Raw genomic sequence first — 17357 nt, 5'->3', positions numbered from 1 at the left:
TTTGTTGTGACTTCCCTGGTGTGATTGAAAGGCTCAACGCCCCATGGCTCAGGAAGGCGGTGGAACTTTGAAACCGAATTATTCAGTTGACAGAATCAGGATTACTACATAACATCTATATAACTATCTAGTAGATAAGTGATAAAGCCTGACCGGGATTTCCCACTTTATCGTCGGGTGATTGGTTTAGATCAGGGAGGAGAGGGTTGAGGTATGGCAAACGTTGTTGTTATTGGGGGTGGTCTAGCTGGGTTGCCCATAGCCTATGAGCTACGTCACTTGCTGCCCAGTGAGCATACGGTGACACTCATATCCAGTGAGTCCAAATTCACCTTTATTCCAGGGTTGATCCAGGTGGCTTTGGGGCTGAAGCCATTGGAGCATGTTCAGTTAGATTTAGCGCGTCTGGCGCAGCGTCATCATTTAAATTGGGTATCTGGCAAAGTGACGGCCCTCGACCCTCACGCTCGTTCTATTACAGTCGAGGGAGAGAAAACGATTGAGTATGATTATGTTGCGATCGCAACTGGGGCATCCCTGGCCTTTGATCAAATTCCAGGTTTGGGTCCCCATGGTGGCTATACCCAGTCTGTTTGCACCCCCGACCATAGCCTCACGGCTCACCAAGCCTGGCTCGACTTGCTTAAAAATCCAGGGCCAATAGTTGTGGGCGCAGCTCCGGGGGCAGGGTGTTTTGGCCCCGCCTACGAATTTGCTCTGATGGCCGATCATGAATTACGTCGTCGAGGATTGCGCGATCAGGTGCCCATCACCTATGTCACACCAGAGCCCTATGCTGGGCATTTAGGTGTCTCTAAGGTAAAAAATGCGAGAGAGCTGACCGCCAATTTAATGCAGAAACAAGGCATTACGGTCATTGAGAATGCGGCCATTACGGCTGTGGATGAACACACCATTACCCTGGACGACGGGCAACAGTTGCCATTTAACTACTCGATGGTCTTACCGGCCTTTCGCGGGGCCAAATTTATCCAGGCAGCGCCTGGGTTAGGAGATGCCAAGGGATTTATTCCGACGTTACCCACCCAGCGTCATCCCGACTTTCCCAACATTTATGCCGCAGGTGTCAGCATTAAACTGGCACAGCCTGATAAAACTCGTGTTCCCATCGGGTTACCTAAAAGTGGTCAAATGTCGGAAGCCATGGCGACAGCGGTTGCCCACAATATCGCGGTTGAGTTGGGGGCGATTAAAAGTCCTCTCCAAGTTCCAACGTTGGATGCTTTGTGTTTTGCAGAATTTGGCGATACTGGTATTGCCTATATTGCCGCCCCCGTTCTGCCTGACCCAGAAACTGGCAAACGGAAACACTCCTATGCTGTTCGTGGCCCATGGGTTGTATGGGTAAAAGCAGCCTTTGAGGAATATTTCATGGTCAAAATGCGTACTGGAGTTGGTATGCCCTGGTTTGAAAAACTGGGATTACGCGTTATCTTCGGTCTACAGATGCTGAAGCCCACCACCACCAACTACGAACAAACAACAGTTAGCCCTTAAGCATTCCATCGATTGAGATTTGGCCTTTTTTTGATACTCCCCCCAAATTATGGAGACTCAGCCGCACCAAGTGGAACCCCTTTCAGCTCTGCTGGAAAACCACTTTGAACAAATAGCAGAGCGATTCAAACTGCTAAGCGATCCCAGTCGGTTACGAATTATCTCTGCTATTTGCAGCCAGGAACGCAATGTCACTGAGATTTGCCAGCGAGCTGGTTTAAATCAGGCCAATGTCTCTAAACACCTACAGTTGCTTAAATGCTCGGGTGTTGTCACCTGTCGACGCGTCGGCAGTTGTCGCTATTATCGGATTATCGATAAAGATCTACTATCACTCTGTGCCAGATCCCTAACGGAGATCGAACAATTTAGCTTATCCCCCAATCTAAGGGACGATATCCATGTTCAGAATTCTATCCAAGATCATACTGGGTTTTTCGCTAATCATTCTCGTTGTTCTTGTCTGCCCAGCAATCGCTCAAGCTCAGCCGGAACCCGCTCAGCTAGCCAAAGCTGTTCAGGAGATTGAAAATTTAGACGCTATGCGCAGCGGACTAGCCGATTACCTGAAAGATGCGCCAGAACCACCGACGGCGGAGACCATGAAGAAAGTGTGTAAACCCGTTGGCATGAAAGCCATGCAACTCAGTCAAGAGAACGGGTGGCAGGTAAAGCAAATGGCCAAAAAGTATCGTAATCCAGCCCATAAACCCGATAATCTTGCCGCTACTAATGCCCTGTCTACATTTGAGCAATCCCCAGAGTTAATGGGATTCTGGGAAAAAGAAACCTTGAGCGACCAAAGTGGCACTCGCTATTATCGTCGCATCAATGTGGAAGCAAGTTGTTTAGCCTGCCATGGGCTCAAAGACAATCGTCCTCAGTTTGTCAAGAATAACTATCCCCAAGATTTGGCATACGACTTCAAAGTGGGTGACTTACGAGGAGTTTATGCGGTGTTTATTCCCGATTCAGTGCAGCAGTCGGTTCAAGCTGCCCTGGGCGAATAAGCTAGTAATAGTATAAACAGGCATCATTGGGAGATTTTTATGATGTGGTCACGTGTACGCCAGCTGATGCTTTGGCTGCTCACTTTCAGCATACTATTAGTCCTGAGCCTGACAGGGATTGAAAATCTCACGGTGCTGCCAGCATCTGCCGCGATTCGCCAATTGGAAGAGGCTCCTGGTCAATTTGTTTATCAGTCACGTCAGACCCTGCACGATCAACATAACAATAGTTGGCAAGCGATCGCATTTAAACGCATTCGCCCAGATGGCAGCACCTTTTTCTATCTCCGGCTGGTTGGTTTTCCCGGCACTGCGGCCATTGATCGTTCACAGCCCCTGGTGTTAACCGACTCTTTAGGCAACACCCTAACTGCAAACGACGCCTCTCGAAAAATTTTCACGGATGCGGATGCACCGGAACCCAATGTTGGTCAATATGATTTGGCACCGATTGTATCTGAGTTAAGGGCGGTAATCCCCTTGAAGCTAAGTCTCCCAACCACTCAAGGTGAGCCAGTCGAACTTCTGGTATCCCCAGCTCTTGTCAAGGAGTGGCAGGTCCTGGTTACTCAATCCTAAACAACCATAGACCCTAAAATTTGCACAACCAAGATATTCAATTTGAGAGAAAAAAGTATGAAACGTAGATGTCAACAAGGTCGTCGGCAACAAGGCCACCGGCAACAAGGCCACCGGCAACAAGGCCACCGGCAACAAGGTTATCGTCAACAACATCGGCGCAGACTAGGTGCCACTGGACTTTGTAGAATGGCGTTCCTAGCATCAGCATCTCCTATATCCGCTAGTTCTAGTCTTGATGAGAGAACTCAACAAGCAATGATTGATGCCATGAATGATGAGTATCAAGCGAGGGCACTTTACACTGCCGTCATTGAAAAGTACGGAGCCATTCAGCCATTTAGTAATATTATTCAATCAGAGGAGCGCCATGCTCAGCGTTGGCACACCTTATTTACACAGTGTGGTCTCCCCATTCCTGAAGATACGTTTGCTGGTAATGTAAAGGCCCCTGAAACTCTGCAAGCAGCTTGTGAAATGGCCGTTGAAACAGAAATTGCTAATGTACAAATGTATGATAGCTTTCTTGAATTTGTTGAGGAGCCTGAGCTGAGGGCAACGTTTACCCAGTTTCGTAACGTTTCAAAAAATAATCATCAGCCAGCATTTGAACGCTGCCTCAGCTGGTTCTCCAGCATCTGAGTGAAGTTCTAGCCTGGGTCAGGACAACATCTCGCCGCACTAGTTATTGTCCTGACCCAGGGTTCATTGCCTAGTACTCTGTGGCGTAAGGTTGCCCATTATCAAATAGTGATGGGGTAGGTAATAGGGTGATTATTTAAGCGCAAGTGGTCTAGCACACCATTGGCACGTTACTAATCGCTATGACGCTCTAGATGCATGCATCTAGAGCGTCATAGCGATTAGTGTAGAAATAAATGACAAAAGTTTTTCCATTTATTTTGTTAAATACTTCGCTACATAGTTATATAATTATATAGCGCTACATTAAGTGCAAATTTCTTTGCCAGTTTGTTTTCGCTACAAACAATATGGACTCATGAATAATACACTTCAGAAATATCAACAGATTAGTCCATGGGAACGCTTTTGCGCATGGATCACCAGCACTGAAAATCGATTATATGTTGGCTGGTTCGGGACCCTTTTGATTCCCACAGCCCTGGTCGCTACGGTTGTTTTTGTCCTGGCCATGGTGGCGGCACCCCCCGTGGATATGGATGGGATTCGAGAGCCCATTAGCGGCTCCTTGCTCTACGGCAACAATATGATTACCGCCACCGTGGTGCCCTCCTCCAATGCCATTGGCCTCCACTTTTATCCCATCTGGGAAGCCGCCAGTCTAGATGAGTGGCTTTACAACGGTGGCCCATACCAGATGATTATCTTTCACTTTCTCATTGCTGCCTATGCCTACATGGGCCGTCAGTGGGAACTGAGCTATCGCTTAGGCATGAGACCCTGGATTGCCGTGGCCTATTCGGCTCCAGTGGCAGCGGCTACTTCTGTGTTACTGATTTACCCCATCGGCCAAGGCAGTTTTTCAGATGGCTTGATGCTCGGCATCTCGGGCACCTTCAACTTTATGATTGTGTTTACAGCCGAGCACAACATTCTCATGCATCCCTTCCATATGCTGGGGGTCATCGGTGTCTTCGGGGGGGCCTTGTTCTCGGCTATGCATGGCTCCTTGGTCACCTCGTCGTTAGTGCGGGAAACCACCGAACTTGAATCCCAAAATGCTGGCTATCGCTTTGGTCAAGAAGAAGAAACCTATAACCTGGTCGCCGCCCATGGCTACTTTGGACGCTTGATCTTTCAATATGCTTCGTTTAATAACAGTCGCTCGTTGCACTTTCTACTGGCCGCCTGGCCGGTGGTCGGGATTTGGTTCGCCTCCCTGGGCATCTGCTCCATGGCCTTTAATCTCAATGGGTTCAACTTTAACCAGTCCATTCTAGACAGTGAAGGGCGCGTGGTGAATACCTGGGCCGATGTGCTGAATCGCGCCAATTTAGGCATTGAAGTTATCCATGAGCGTAATGCCCACAACTTTCCCCTGGATTTGGCGTCTGGAGAAGCGTCTCCCGTTGCGCTGACAGCACCCGCTATCGCCGCATAAGATCAAAATTGGTTCCTTAATTCAAAACTTAAGTCATTCACCGTGGGGAGTTTAATGCTCCCCTCTTTTGTCAACAATTCGTGTAAAGCATCTATATGACAGAAAATTCAGTCTCGAAAAACACAGCAACCAAGCCGCCCTTGAATTGGACAACTGTTACCTTTTTTACACTTGTTCATCTTCTTGCTTTGCTAGCTCCCTGGTATTTTTCATGGCAGGCTTTGGGCCTTACCCTATTGCTCCACTGGCTCTTTGGCAGCATTGGCATTTGCTTGGGATATCATCGGCTCCTCAGTCATCGCAGTTTCCAAGTGCCAAAATGGTTGGAATATTTGATTGCCTTGGTCGGAACATTAGCGTTGCAGGGAGGGCCAATCTTCTGGGTTGCCGGCCATCGTCTACACCATGCCCATACAGAAGATGAACAGGAGGATCCCTATTCTGCTAAGCGAGGATTCTGGTGGAGCCACATGCTCTGGATGTTATATCCCGAAGCAAAGTTTTTTGACTCAGACCTATACAGCCGCTATGCTCCAGAGTTAGCAAGAGATCCTGTTTATCGATGGTTAAATCGCAACTTTATACTCTTGCAAATTCCTCTAGGATTATTGCTCTATGGCCTAGGTGGATGGTCCTTTGTGATTTACGGTATCTTTTTGCGGGCGGTGCTGCTATGGCATAGCACCTGGTTTATTAACTCAGTTACCCACATGTGGGGGTATCGCACCTTTACTACTGAGGATAATTCTCGGAATCTCTGGTGGGCTGCTATCTTCACCTATGGAGAAGGCTGGCACAACAACCACCATGCCTATCCTAATGTCGCTCGAGCTGGATGGCAGTGGTGGGAAATTGATGTCACCTGGTGGGCGATTTGGGTATTGAAAACGCTCGGACTTGCTACAAAAGTTGTCAAAATACCTGCCCATGTGAAGCCAACACTCAAACAGATTTTTTGATCACTCTTTACAAGTTAGCAAGCAGAGTCATCATTCCACTGACCGTAAGATGGAAAAGTCTTTCCCCGAATCACCTCAACAGTATGGGGTAACCGTTCCGAAGTGAATAGCCCCAGACATCGTTTAGCGCCACACCGCTGCTGACCAGGGAGACAGAGCCCTTAACCCTACAAAAGAGGGCTGTCTCCCTGGTCAGTTTTGCCATGGGACTCTTCCAGTAAATACCATGCTTTAAGATTTGAATCTAAGGTTTTTATATGGTAGGGATGGCCGTGCAATGCTGACATTTGGGCGAGAGCTTTGTGGAGATTTGGCGACGGCTGAAACTCGAGAATGGCTGGTAACAAATGGTATGGGTGGTTATGCCGCTGGTACAGTGGCAGGCATTCTTACCCGGCGTTACCATGGCTTATTGGTCGCGGCTCTGCAACCACCCCTGGGGCGCACGCTGTTGGTAACCAAATTAGAAGAAGCAGTCTATACCAATAAGTCCTATGAGTTGAGCACCAATCGTTGGATAGATGGCAGTGTTTCTCCCCAGGGCTATCGGTTTATCGAAAGCTTTCGGCTTGATGGGAGCATACCAGTTTGGACGTTTGCCCTAGACGATGCCTTATTAGAAAAACGTATTTGGATGCAGCCTGGGGCCAATACAACCTATGTCCGATATTACTTGCATCGGGGCAACGCGGTGGAATTGTCGCTAAAAGCGTTGGTTAACTATCGAGATTATCACGGCAACACCCAAGCACGAAGCTGGCAGATGGAGACCGGATGTGTTCCCCATGGCCTTTGTGTTCAAGCTTTTTCTGATGCGGTTCCCTATTATCTTTTTAGCGATCGCGGCCAGTTTCAATTACACCATGATTGGTATCAGAAATTTGAGCTTTCCCTAGAGCGGTATCGAGGCTTGACCCATATAGATGATCACCTATGTGTTGCCAGTTTAGCCGTAGAACTGGCTCCAGGTGAATCATTATTGGTTGCGGCTAGTACCGTGGCTGCACCGTCCTTAGACGGGGAGTCGGCCCTGGCCATGCGGCAAACCTATGAACGCCAGTTGTTGACCCAGGCATTCAACATATCAGAACAACAGCATCCATTATCCACGTCAGGGGAGTTTCAACAGCTTGTTTTAGCTGCCGACCAGTTTATTGTTGATCGCCCCTTGGTGAATGAACCTGAGGGTAAAACTGTGATTGCCGGTTATCCATGGTTTGGTGATTGGGGACGGGATACGATGATTAGTTTGCCGGGGCTAACCTTGGCAACGGGGCGTCCCCAAATCGCGCGTACGATTATTCGGACCTTTTCTCGCTATCTGGATCAAGGGATGTTACCTAATCTGTTTCCTGATGCTGGAGAAACCCCTGAATACAATACGGTGGATGCGATTCTCTGGTATTTTGAGGCAATTCGAGCGTACTATGCAGCCACTGGAGATGATGCGCTGCTGAGGGAGATTTGGTCAGAGTTGGCGGCGGTGATTGACTGGCATCAATGCGGTACTCGCTACAACATTCATCTGGATAGCGATGGCTTAATCTATGCTGGCGAGCCCGGTGTGCAGCTAACTTGGATGGATGCCAAGGTGGAGGATTGGGTGGTCACTCCCCGCATTGGCAAGCCGATTGAAATTAGTGCGCTTTGGTACAATGCATTGCGCTGTATGGAACTGTTTGCGCGGGTTTTAGGGAAGCCAGCACAGGATTATAAAACCCTGGCACAGCATACGTTAATCGGGTTCCAACGGTTTTGGTACGGGGCTTACTGCTATGACGTTCTAGATGGTCCCGAGGGCCATGATGCGGCGATGCGTCCGAATCAGATTTTTGCCATTTCCCTACCCTTTGCTGGCGGTGAGGCTGGGGGTGCTTTATTAGAGCCGGAGCAACAACGATCTGTGGTTGATGTGTGTGGTCGAGAACTGCTAACGTCCCACGGGTTGCGATCGCTAACGCCCACCCATCCTCAATATGTTGGTACCTACGGTGGTGATTCGCTGGAGCGTGATGGTGCTTATCACCAGGGCACTACCTGGGGGTGGCTGTTGGGTCCCTATGTGCAGGCACATTTTCGGGTATATCAGGATGCGGCTCGGGCCAGGGAGTTACTTACCCCCCTAGTGCAGCATCTCCATGGGGGCTGTATTGGTAGTCTCAGTGAGATTTTTGACGGGGATGCACCGATGACACCACGGGGGTGTATGGCCCAGGCGTGGACGGTGGCAGAAGTGCTGAGGGTTTGGCAATGGTTGGGTTAAACCTGGTGTTTTCCATGTTTGAGCATCAGCCAGATGAGCACCGGGGCTCCTAGCAGGGCCATGACGGCATTAAGGGGTAAGACCGTTTGATTGCCAGGCACCTGGGCAATACTGTTGGCCACCAGGGCCAACAGGGCTCCTAGTAAGGCAACGGCGGGAACCAGCACACGATGGTCTTGGGTGCGGCAAAGACTGCGCCCCAGGTGAGGAACGGCAACACCTAGAAATGCAATGGGGCCGCAAAAGGCGGTGACGCTGCCCGCTAGCAAAGAGGCGCTAAAGATCAGATAACAGCGGACCATTGTCATGGATAATCCCAGGCTGATGGCTTGTTCTTCTCCCAGGAGTAAGAGATTTAAGGGTTTACAGGTAAGTTGGGCAATGGCGAGTCCAAAGATGACGACGGAGAGCAAAATCGGTAGTTGTTGCCAGGTGACGCCGCTAAAGCTGCCAAAGGTCCAGTTTAGATAGGTGAGGGTTTGTTCAAGGTGGCTAAAGTGCAACAGGATAGTCACTAGGGCAGTGGTGATGTAGCCCAGCATCAGCCCAAACACTAGCAGGGCCAGGGAGCTACGTATTTGGTGGGCCATGAGCAGGATCAGGAACATTGCGATCGCAGCGCCCACACTGGCGGCTCCGACCACGCTTAGCTCTCCCCACCAGCCAATACTGCCGCCGGTTAAGACAATCAGAGCCGCACCCAGACTAGCACCGGCATTGATACCAAGGACTGACGGTCCGGCCAGGGGGTTGCGGAATAGGGCTTGGAGTTGGAGTCCGCTGATGGCCAGGGCTGAGCCTGCTGCCATGGCGGTTAGGGAGCGGGGGAGACGAAAATTAAGGATAATTTCTTGCCAGGCGGGCTTAGCGGCGGTTCCGCTCAAGAGAACGGTCAGCACTTCGTTGGGGGGAATGGCGACGGAGCCTAGGGCGAGGCTAGCAAGAAATATGATAATGAGCGCCAGGGTGAGGAGGGTAAGGCCACCGAGGTGGCTGATGGAAAGTGATTTAAGTCGGTGATTAGTTAGTTTGTTGAATATTTTTTTTGGCTGGGAGATGGTTGGGTGTTTTGTATGGGTGGAGTTGAGGGTGTAGATTTTGTTGGCCATAGTTTTTGGGTGGGTGAGGTAAGTTTTTAGTGAGATAGTCTTTATGATTAGGAACTTCCCAACCCCCCCTTTTTGAGGTGCACTGCGGAGTTCTTCTCCCTACCCCTCTAATGCGAGGGGCGTGGGGACGTTGAGGTCCCCACATCAGGAGGGTTTCAGGGAGGAAAGCCCTGAGCAACCCCCATCCCTACTCACCGCTCCCCATCCACAATATTCACCCTCCTCACCTCTGTCTCATACCTCCCATCCCCATACAACCGAACCAACCGGAACCCTGGCTGAGTATCATCCATAGCCGCAACCGCTGGTGTCACCTGCAAACAAGTCGACGGACACCCATAAACCCCAATGCCCCTGGCTGTTTTGTGTTGAAATTCATGGTGAATATGTCCAAAAACAACTAACTTCACCTGCGAAAATTGCTCAATCAGCGCGAAAAACTCATCGGCATTTTTCACGCCTATTTGATCTACCCAATCGATGCCCACAGAGACGGGATGATGATGCAGTGCAATTAAAGTGGGCTTGGGCGGATGATGGGTTAAATAAAACCGCAGTTTTTGTAACTGCTGTTCAGAAAGATGACCTTCGCCAAAGGTGGCATCTAGAAAAACTGAATCAAGCAAAATCAGTTGCCATGGCCCCAGGTCAATGGAGCTCAGCCCCTGACTAGCGGGCAGAACCTGGAGTACTTGCTGCAGCATGTCTAAACGATCGTGATTACCAGGTAGCCAGTAGGTGGGAATTTGCAGAGGTGAGAGTGCATCCACCAAATTCCCATAGGCCTCAGCCTCTCCCTGTTCAGCCAAGTCACCCGTCAATAGCAATCCATCAGGCTTACACTGGGTAACTTCCCGTAACACTGCGTTAAAGGTCTGCCAAGTATTACAGCCCCGCAGCTGGTCCGTGGTTTTGGCTAACAAATGGCTATCAGTCACTTGGGCTAAGAGAATAGAATGGCTCATGGTTCTAGCTTTTGGTAATAAACCAGTTCATGGTCAGGTAATAGCTGTGGATGAAAGATCTTAACTAAATCTGCCAGGAGCAGGTGGGGTTTAACGGCCCCACTCTCCCAGTAGTCATTGCCGCCAGTGTCATTGATGCGGGCATTGTTGTTAAAGACGTTGCCCTGCTTAAAGGCATCAAAACTGCCATAGCGAGGGTCGGTTGCGATCGCATCGCCATAACTGAACCAATCTTGACTGACATTTACCCAGACATCAGCTGTCGCCGCCTGGTCAACGACAGACTCAAAGTCAAGCGGTATGGTAACCGTAGACTCATTCTCTTCCCACAGATAAGCAGAACCTGCATCTCTGAGTAACTGGGCGGCATAGCTCTTGCCACCTGGCATGTACCAGGTACCCTCATAACTGAAACCAGAAAAGACCGTTGGCCGGTCTAACAGACCAGCCGTCAGCTCCACTAGAGATTCATACTCAGTCGAAATATCTGTAAAGACCTGCTGAGCTTTAGCCTCCTGGTTAAAGAACAGAGCTGTAAACAACAGCCACTCAGCGCGTCCGAGGGGAGAGTTTTCCACATATTCTCCTGCCAGGACCACTGGCAAGCCTGCCTGTATCAGACGACCGTAGCCATCAACATCCGGGTCGCCTATACCATAGGTCATGATCAGGTCTGGTTCACTCACGAGGAGTCGCTCTAGATCGAGAGTTTTACCAGAGCTAAAGGCTATGAGTTCCCCTTGTTCAATTTTTTGACGAACGCTAGGAGTATACACAAAGCTGAAGTCATCCATACCTACAAGCCCATCTAACTGGTTCAGCAGTTCTAGGTGAGGCAGGTAGGTGGTAGAAAGTGTAACCACTGTATTGACCGGGACTTGTATGACTTGAGCCTCTTCAAACCCTTCTGGAACCGGAGTTCCGCACTGCACTAGCAGATACTCAAAAGTCTCATTAGCCGCTTGCCAGGGCTGAGTAACGGTAACGACCTTGTAGTGGTTGTAATAGTCAACGGAAAAGCCAGTTGCGTATTTAGGCTGAACTTTGTTGGGAAAGTAGTCTGTGGCAGGGTTGTAGTCTGTGACACAGGCAGCATTATTATCAGCTGTGGCAGGTTCTGATGGAAGTTGTCGGCAGCCAGCCGTCGCCAACAGCCCTAATAGCAAGACGGTTGTTACAGACTTTAGAATTGATGATGTTGACGTGGTCGAGCCCCCCCTATAGTCCCCCTTTACAAGGAGGACAGAGTCCAGCTTTTCAAATCGATCCATTGTTACCCCTCTCCCTACTTGATCAGAAAGTTCCTTTCAAACCCACCTGAACACTCCGACCTATGCCAGGAAACCCAGGAAACTCTTCAAACTGCTCATCAAAAATATTGTCTAAGCTGGCATTCAATGCCCAGCTGTCGCTCAGAGGCAACCGTAGCTTAAAGTCCAAGGTTGTTCGCCCATCCAGGGTTTCTGAATTACCCCGATCAACAAAAGTATCACTGATGGAGCGTAAGAATAGAGCCGCGTATACCCCATCGCCGGGTTCATAAGCCACACCTAAATTAAAGCTGTCGGCATTGGTAAACGGCAAAGAATTACCTCGATCATCGGGGTTATCACTTTCCCTAATTTCTGGACGATTCCACGTGTAATTTGCAAAGGCAAACACACCGTCAAGCACTTGGTAATTTAGCTCCGTCTCAATCCCGATGGCCTCCACTCGATCAATGTTTTCGAACCTCATGGTATCACTGTCAAAGTTAATGGCATCCTTAATTTCATTGCGATAGAAGGTAACCCTAAATAAGCCCCGGTCGCCGATTTGTTGATCAATACCTACGTCAAAGCTAATGCCAGTTTCAGGTTCAAGGTTTGGGTTGTTGGTGTTGAATGTGGTCAGAAAAAGATCCGATAAGGTAGGCACACGAAAATTGCGAGCAAAGTTAGCCCGAAAATTCGTGGTATCGGTTAAAGCCACCCGTGTACCTAAGTTAAATGAAGTAAAAGAGTCTTCATCAGCCAGATCGTTAAAATCTTGTCGAATACCGGCATTAACACTGACACGAGAGGTGATATCAGCCTGGTATCGAGCAAAAATACCGGTTTGATTAATGCTTTTGTCATAGGCCTCAGTGGTTAAATCTGTCAACAAATTAGTTGTTTCGTTGTCTGCTTGAACATTACGGTAGTCGACACCGTAGGTAATGTTCTGATTATCAGCAAACTGCCAGGTATGCTGCAATTGCCCACCTAGGGAAATTTGATCGATCCTATCTTCTGAAGGCGTATCAAAACTGCTATCGGCAATGGGATCCTTGAAGGTAAGGTCAAGGAAATCACCAAATAATCGTGCTGTTAGCAATGAGTTATCCCCTTGCCCCAGCTTGGATTCATAGGTTAAATCCAGTAGTAAATTTTCTGTATACTGACTATCGTCTTCAGTCAGTGTATTGAACGCACCAAAGCCGCTAGGAGTCGGCACACCACCAGGAACATTTAAATCTTTGGTGAGATACAATGCCCCCAGACTTACCCGATTGCGTTCATTAAGGTCAGCTGCCAACTGAAAATTAAGATTGTTATAAAGCACCTCCGCATTGCTGCGATCACCCTCAAAGTCTGTTGTGCTTAGGCTAAAAGGAAAATCATTTTCTGAATCGGTACGGTTATAACCGAGTCTCCAATCAATATTGCCAGTGTTTCCCCGCACCTGTAGTGCCTGACTGTTATAGCCAAAGCTGCCAAGATCTAAGCTAGTGGTCACCTCTATGCCTTCTTCTTCCAGCGGTCTGCGGGTAATGATATTGATGACACCACCAATGGCATTGGATCCATACAGGACTGAGCCCCCCCCTGGCAGCACCTCAATTTGTTCGACCGCATCGGTTGTAAAGTTCGAGAGATCAAATCCACCGGCTGCACCGATCTCGTTTATTGGACGACCATCTAGCAAAATCAGGGTTTGAGCTGTTCCACCTCCCCGAATAAACTGACCACTCTGAGAGCCCAACTGACCACCGGCTGTACCTTCGCTCAATATTCCGGGTAGATAGAGTAGGGCTTCATCAACAGTGCGGGCTCCCTGCGTTTCAATTTGCTCGCGATTAATCACATAAACAGGTTGTGTTGATTCACGAACAGTGCCTTCACGACGAAAAGGAGAGTAAACAGGCTGATCAAGGATACTTTCAACAACATTAATCCGAATAACGTCATCTACCTCAGGAGTCTGAGCTAATTCAGATTTTTCTAGTTTGGTTGTTTCTCCAGCCCAGGCAGGTGATGCCAATAGAAAAGATAGAAGCGTTAGAGAAGCAGGGAACTTGGACATAGTAGACATTGGTCTTTTGGTTTTAAGTGTGTATTGTGTGGAGAAACGAACAACCAAAGGATCACCTTTATCCCCCAAACCCTTCTCCTGAAGAAGGAAGGCAGTAAGAGAGGAGATTTTTTGAGAAAAACAAATTCTTTCAAGCCAAAAATTCTCTCCTTGAGGAGAAGGAGAGGGATTTAAGGTGTGGAGGCCAAAGCAACTTGCAGACAAAAGTTAAGGCTAGAGCCATGCTTCAGATGACTATTTAGCTATGCCACTGAAGCTAAAGACCGTATGCATAGACTCTAGTCAATTCTGTTTCAAGGGCTATAGACATATCGACAACAAACTCGCCGTTGGAGCCTGGACCGGGCAAAAAAGATTTGATTCACATCCGTACCTCGCAGATATTTTAAGTCACAGCATCGGCGGGCGTTCTGACTGAGAGGCATAAACAAAGTTTAGAACCTCTTTCACAGCTGCGGGACAGTGGTAGATTTTCACTACGCTTTCCCCATTAACTCCAGTGGCTGCTCCCCACTAGAACCGATCCAGAGTAAAATCATATCACACTGATCTAAACTGAGATGTTCAGATTAGATAACTAGATACTGTTGGCCTCCTCAAAAGACTTTTGCCTGAGCCACCTTGTGAGCGACCTTGATAACCAATGCCTATCCAGGTCGCTCCCCACCATTCTATGAATCTGCAACGGCGATCATTAATCTGTTTACTATGCCTCAGCCCAGCTTGACTATTAAAGCGACGTATTCGACCTTGAGTGCATCTGAGCTGTTGAGTAAAGTAGCACCGCAATATAAAATGCCGAATCCTGTCTCCTGCGAGTTTTGGCATAGGGGGCTCAATGACACCTATAAATTATCTTCCGAAAAAGATGATTTTATATTGCGGGTGTATCGACACAATTGGAGGACACGCTCAGAAATAGAGTTTGAACTAGCGGCACTGATGCACTTACATAAGCAGGGGGCAGCTGTTGCTATTCCTATTGAAAGAAAGCAAGGAGGGTTTATTACCCCGATTATGGCTCCAGAAGGAGAACGATACGTTATTATCACTCAGTTTGCCCAAGGAAATATCTTAAAGTTTAACGATCCAAAAGATGCAACTCTCTTTGGTCAGGCAGTGGCAGAAATACACAGTTGTTCTTCAGGATTTGAGTCTAATGCTAGCCGCTATACGCTAGACCTCAAACATCTTATAGATGAGCCTTTGGTCAAGATCCAACCTTATTTAGCAGAAAGGTCCTCAGACTGGGAGTTCTTAAGTGAGTTAGCCAACAGTCTTTTTACAATTGTTAATGCTACAGAGGTAGGTAAGTTGGACTATGGGTTTTGCCATGGTGACGTTCATGGAGAGAATGCCCATGAGCATGGTGGCAAGGTCACACACTTTGATTTTGACTGCTGTGGTTTAGGTTGGCGCGTTTATGATCTGGCCACATTTAGGTGGGTGATTAGGCTGCTTGGCAAAGAAGATGCCCTATGGTCAAGTTTTCTAGAGGGATATAGGTCAAAGAGAGAGATTTCTGATTTGGATTTAAGTCTTGTCGAACCGTTTATTGCCATACGAGATATTTGGTTCTTTGGGCTTAATACCGGTCATTCCCTGGCCCAGGACTGGCTCAATGATGACTATATTAATTTTCATCTAAATTTTCTCAACCAGATATCTGAAAAGATCAGCTCAGGTAACTAATTAGACCTAAGGGTGGACAGGCTAATCGCTCGCAAGCGACTGGACAAACTGTTTACCACAATCCTTACAGAGATAACACTGCTTTCCTCGACGACGACCATTTTTTGATAGCTGTTTTGACTGACAGTGCGGGCATATCATTACTTTCATTACATTGGTGGCACGATCATTCCCAACATGCGGTTCTAAATATGACACTAGTAAGTCCTCAATCTGCTGTGTCAAGCGCTGACGATGCTCTTGGTCAGAGGTGTGTAGAGCCTTCAGAATCAAGGCATTAGAACTGTGCACACACACTTCGGCCAGAAGGTCACATTGGGCTTGCCCTAAGGATGAATTGCGCTGTTGTAGAATGTTGGCCAGGAAGTCAATGGCTTCTTGGGTCATGCTGTCGTCAATCGACTGGAACATATCGCGAGCGGTGTAAAACTGGACAAACACCACTCTAGATACGGGCTGCTCAAACAGCTCTACTGCTGAAGATATAAGGGCATGAATCATTGGCCGCAGGGGTAGCTGCACAATTTCTGGCGTATTAATATGGGCCCAAAACTGCTTGACGCGTTCCACATGGCGCAGCTCCATCGCGTTAAAAATAGCCGCTTTATCTGCAAAAAACTGATACACAGACCCAATGGCTGTCCCAGCTTTCGCTGCAATTTGATGGGTGGTGGCAGCGTTATAACCAACCTCATCAAAAACTGCCGCCGCCGCATCTAAAATTTTTTCCACCCGCTCTTTGCCCCGCTCTTGCTTGGGCTGTCGACGAAGATTTTTTGACAAATGCGACTGGTCTGTCATATTTTTAAAACACGACGGATTCCTCACAATTTTATAACTAACGGAGACCCCCATGAAGTCTATGCTTTTTGGTGCGCCCTGGTTATTGGCGCACAGGTCTATGCTGGCAGTGGATCAACCGCGCAAAATGTCGCTGTATGGCAGTGACTACGTGATGTGGAAGGATGCCATTGGAGACATTCATGCACTGCCCAATGCTTGCCCTCACATGGGAGCCATGCTGTCAGAAGGATGGTGTGAAACCAACAGCGGCACCAGTACGGTAACCTGTCCATTTCATGCCCTTGCCTTTGATGGCAAGGGCTGTACGGTATTGCCTGGGTCAGGTAAGAAAACGCTGCCTCAATTAAAGCCGTTAAAACTCTTTATTCAGGGCGATTTTATCTGGTCCTATGGGGATCATCAGCCAAAAATTGGGATTCCCACAGTGTTGGATGATGTGGCCAAAACATATAACTTTGTGGGTCATACCGCTGATATCAGGGTTGAAACTGATTTACTGACGATGCTGCTCAACATGCATGACTATAACCATCAAAACGGTACTCACCGAGATTTATTTCGGATTACTGAGGTAGAATTTCATCAGTTTGTTGATCAGGGGCATCGCTCCCATGCGTTTTATGAAATGCCCACTGAACCTTATTCTCTATTAGAGAAAGTGAGAAAGCCAGATCTCTTTCTATTGCCTAATAGGCTGAAAGCTCACCTGGAGAACCATTTTCCATCTTTGGTTATTTTTCATGGAGAAACTCCATTGGGTAAAATTGCTCAATGTCATCTCTTTATACCTGAAGCGGAAAACCGAACTCGCACATATATCTTGTTGTTTGGTCAGGCAAAACACCCTCTATTTAATCTGCTAGGTGACAGCTTTCTTAACTTTAGCAAAGTGGTTGTCGAACAAGATGCAGATATTCTGGGCAAAATTTACTCTGATACACCTAGAAAAATCAAGCTCAACAATGAAGTGGGTATGGACTGGGTACGTCGTAACTTTGAAAGTTTTCCAACTGTTGTCGAACCTAATCTTTCAAAGTAATGG

15 protein-coding genes and 1 riboswitch are annotated in these 17357 nt (G+C 48.0%); of the genes, 10 read left to right on the top strand and 5 right to left on the bottom strand.

What is annotated here, in order from left to right; genetic code table 11:
* Window positions 1–213: 213 nt before the first annotated feature.
* The 8 genes from SPB21_RS06565 to SPB21_RS06530 all read left to right on the top strand — a co-directional run bounded on the left by SPB21_RS06565 (window position 214) and on the right by SPB21_RS06530 (window position 8412).
* Entirely contained in the window at window positions 214–1518 is a 1305-nt protein-coding gene (locus SPB21_RS06565) for an NAD(P)/FAD-dependent oxidoreductase (protein ID WP_499866037.1), read from the top strand.
* A gap of 49 nt (window positions 1519–1567) precedes the next feature.
* Window positions 1568–2047, top strand: coding sequence for an ArsR/SmtB family transcription factor (locus SPB21_RS06560; RefSeq protein ID WP_499059148.1), 480 nt, complete (start codon window positions 1568–1570; stop codon window positions 2045–2047).
* Complete coding sequence (locus SPB21_RS06555) at window positions 1929–2528, top strand: Tll0287-like domain-containing protein (protein ID WP_348918778.1); 600 nt, start codon at window positions 1929–1931, stop codon at window positions 2526–2528. Before SPB21_RS06560 ends, SPB21_RS06555 begins: the two co-directional genes overlap by 119 nt.
* A gap of 39 nt (window positions 2529–2567) precedes the next feature.
* A complete protein-coding gene (locus SPB21_RS06550) occupies window positions 2568–3107 on the top strand; it encodes a DUF3122 domain-containing protein (protein WP_163659290.1) in 540 nt (179 codons plus the stop codon).
* 57 nt (window positions 3108–3164) lie between these two features.
* Window positions 3165–3749, top strand: coding sequence for a ferritin-like domain-containing protein (locus tag SPB21_RS06545; RefSeq protein ID WP_499866036.1), 585 nt, complete (start codon window positions 3165–3167; stop codon window positions 3747–3749).
* A 358-nt stretch (window positions 3750–4107) separates the two neighbouring features.
* A complete protein-coding gene (gene psbA / locus SPB21_RS06540; protein ID WP_499059152.1) occupies window positions 4108–5190 on the top strand; it encodes a photosystem II q(b) protein in 1083 nt (360 codons plus the stop codon).
* A 95-nt stretch (window positions 5191–5285) separates the two neighbouring features.
* Window positions 5286–6149, top strand: coding sequence for an acyl-CoA desaturase (locus SPB21_RS06535; RefSeq protein WP_499866035.1), 864 nt, complete (start codon window positions 5286–5288; stop codon window positions 6147–6149).
* 277 nt (window positions 6150–6426) lie between these two features.
* On the top strand, window positions 6427–8412 hold the full coding sequence (locus tag SPB21_RS06530) for an amylo-alpha-1,6-glucosidase (protein WP_499866034.1): 1986 nt from the start codon (window positions 6427–6429) through the stop codon (window positions 8410–8412).
* On the opposite strand, the gene SPB21_RS06525 is transcribed toward SPB21_RS06530, so the two are convergent.
* From SPB21_RS06525 to SPB21_RS06510, 4 genes are all read right to left on the bottom strand, one after another.
* On the bottom strand, window positions 8409–9521 hold the full coding sequence (locus SPB21_RS06525) for an iron chelate uptake ABC transporter family permease subunit (RefSeq protein WP_499866033.1): 1113 nt from the start codon (window positions 9519–9521) through the stop codon (window positions 8409–8411). The genes SPB21_RS06530 and SPB21_RS06525 overlap by 4 nt on opposite strands.
* A gap of 191 nt (window positions 9522–9712) precedes the next feature.
* Window positions 9713–10486: a phosphodiesterase gene (locus SPB21_RS06520; protein WP_490794211.1), complete on the bottom strand. Its 774-nt coding sequence runs from the start codon at window positions 10484–10486 to the stop codon at window positions 9713–9715.
* The gene (locus SPB21_RS06515; RefSeq protein WP_499866032.1) at window positions 10483–11757 is read right to left on the bottom strand and encodes an ABC transporter substrate-binding protein; all 1275 of its coding nucleotides are present in this window, start codon (window positions 11755–11757) and stop codon (window positions 10483–10485) included. Before SPB21_RS06515 ends, SPB21_RS06520 begins: the two co-directional genes overlap by 4 nt.
* A 22-nt stretch (window positions 11758–11779) precedes the next feature.
* Window positions 11780–13810: a TonB-dependent receptor gene (locus tag SPB21_RS06510; RefSeq protein WP_163703559.1), complete on the bottom strand. Its 2031-nt coding sequence runs from the start codon at window positions 13808–13810 to the stop codon at window positions 11780–11782.
* A gap of 392 nt (window positions 13811–14202) precedes the next feature.
* Window positions 14203–14358, bottom strand: a riboswitch (cobalamin riboswitch).
* A 94-nt stretch (window positions 14359–14452) separates the two neighbouring features.
* Between SPB21_RS06510 and SPB21_RS06505 the strand changes: the two genes are divergently transcribed.
* The gene (locus SPB21_RS06505) at window positions 14453–15511 is read left to right on the top strand and encodes a phosphotransferase enzyme family protein (RefSeq protein WP_163700132.1); all 1059 of its coding nucleotides are present in this window, start codon (window positions 14453–14455) and stop codon (window positions 15509–15511) included.
* Window positions 15512–15532: 21 nt separating this feature from the next.
* Here the strand turns inward: SPB21_RS06505 and SPB21_RS06500 are convergent, their stop codons facing one another.
* Window positions 15533–16312 carry a TetR/AcrR family transcriptional regulator gene (locus SPB21_RS06500; protein ID WP_163700134.1) on the bottom strand — a complete coding sequence of 260 codons (780 nt, stop codon included), beginning with the start codon at window positions 16310–16312 and terminating at the stop codon, window positions 15533–15535.
* 52 nt (window positions 16313–16364) lie between these two features.
* Between SPB21_RS06500 and SPB21_RS06495 the strand changes: the two genes are divergently transcribed.
* Window positions 16365–17354 carry a Rieske 2Fe-2S domain-containing protein gene (locus tag SPB21_RS06495; RefSeq protein ID WP_499866031.1) on the top strand — a complete coding sequence of 330 codons (990 nt, stop codon included), beginning with the start codon at window positions 16365–16367 and terminating at the stop codon, window positions 17352–17354.
* Window positions 17355–17357: the final 3 nt, after the last annotated feature.

The sequence above is a fragment of the Leptothoe sp. ISB3NOV94-8A genome, from assembly GCF_043421595.1.
Taxonomy (GTDB): domain Bacteria; phylum Cyanobacteriota; class Cyanobacteriia; order Phormidesmidales; family Phormidesmidaceae; genus Leptothoe; species Leptothoe turfae.
This window is presented reverse-complemented; position numbering and strand designations above follow the sequence as displayed.

Coding starts and splice junctions, on each gene's coding strand:
- SPB21_RS06565 (WP_499866037.1), top strand. CDS start 214: ATGGCAAACGTTGTTGTTATTGGGGGTGGTCTAGCTGGGTTGCCCATA.
- SPB21_RS06560 (WP_499059148.1), top strand. CDS start 1,568: ATGGAGACTCAGCCGCACCAAGTGGAACCCCTTTCAGCTCTGCTGGAA.
- SPB21_RS06550 (WP_163659290.1), top strand. CDS start 2,568: ATGATGTGGTCACGTGTACGCCAGCTGATGCTTTGGCTGCTCACTTTC.
- SPB21_RS06545 (WP_499866036.1), top strand. CDS start 3,165: ATGAAACGTAGATGTCAACAAGGTCGTCGGCAACAAGGCCACCGGCAA.
- psbA (WP_499059152.1), top strand. CDS start 4,108: ATGAATAATACACTTCAGAAATATCAACAGATTAGTCCATGGGAACGC.
- SPB21_RS06535 (WP_499866035.1), top strand. CDS start 5,286: ATGACAGAAAATTCAGTCTCGAAAAACACAGCAACCAAGCCGCCCTTG.
- SPB21_RS06530 (WP_499866034.1), top strand. CDS start 6,427: ATGCTGACATTTGGGCGAGAGCTTTGTGGAGATTTGGCGACGGCTGAA.
- SPB21_RS06525 (WP_499866033.1), bottom strand. CDS start 9,521: ATGGCCAACAAAATCTACACCCTCAACTCCACCCATACAAAACACCCA.
- SPB21_RS06520 (WP_490794211.1), bottom strand. CDS start 10,486: ATGAGCCATTCTATTCTCTTAGCCCAAGTGACTGATAGCCATTTGTTA.
- SPB21_RS06515 (WP_499866032.1), bottom strand. CDS start 11,757: ATGGATCGATTTGAAAAGCTGGACTCTGTCCTCCTTGTAAAGGGGGAC.
- SPB21_RS06510 (WP_163703559.1), bottom strand. CDS start 13,810: ATGTCCAAGTTCCCTGCTTCTCTAACGCTTCTATCTTTTCTATTGGCA.
- SPB21_RS06500 (WP_163700134.1), bottom strand. CDS start 16,312: ATGACAGACCAGTCGCATTTGTCAAAAAATCTTCGTCGACAGCCCAAG.
- SPB21_RS06495 (WP_499866031.1), top strand. CDS start 16,365: ATGAAGTCTATGCTTTTTGGTGCGCCCTGGTTATTGGCGCACAGGTCT.